Origin of the sequence: Neisseria sp. HMSC066H01 (assembly GCF_001837375.1) — a bacterium.
In the GTDB taxonomy this organism is placed as follows: domain Bacteria; phylum Pseudomonadota; class Gammaproteobacteria; order Burkholderiales; family Neisseriaceae; genus Neisseria.
This window is the reverse complement of sequence record NZ_KV832185.1, coordinates 1-577: the sequence shown is the minus strand read 5'-3', so window position 1 is coordinate 577 and position 577 is coordinate 1. Positions and strand designations below refer to the sequence as shown.

General features: G+C 38.6%; 1 protein-coding gene. It reads right to left on the bottom strand.

The annotated features are described in order from the left end of the window. A partial coding sequence (locus HMPREF2551_RS00175) for an IgG-binding virulence factor TspB family protein (RefSeq protein WP_283122391.1) occupies nt 1-577 on the bottom strand: 577 nt, incomplete at both ends.

The following is a 577-nucleotide window of genomic DNA, read 5'->3' as shown; positions in this document are numbered from 1 at the left end:
CTTTGCCGAAAGTAATGGTAATTTGAACCGGTTTGCCGTTTTCGGGAGTGACAGGGCCAATGGTTACAACAGTACCGGCAGGGACTGATACTTTTTCGTTATATTCTGGTTTGCCTGTGCCTTCTACAAAAGGGGTAGGGTTTGCGTCAATTGAAGGGGTAGAGATTTGTAGGAATTTATCTTGTGTCAGAACTTCTGTATCTCTCATGTATAAAGTAAATGAAAATGGACTTCTGGTGTCGCTACCTCTTTTAACTGTACAATTGCCACCATTCAAATTAAATTGACATCCGTCTAAAAAAAAGTATTGCCAAAATTTTGATTTTTCTCTGTAATCTAGTTCATGCTTTTGTTTTTCCCAAAAAGGTTCCGCAAGTTTTTCCATTTGGCTCTGCATAAGTTGTTCTGCTTCTCTTCTGCTTGTACCACCTTTTTTATAAGCACTTAAAACAGAACTATCAACGCCATAACATGCGGTTTTTTGCAATCTTCCTTCTCTATCTTGGGTAACAATACAGTTTCTCGCAGGCCATTCTTTTAGAAATTCTTCGCTGACTTCATTCCATTTGTAGCCTTC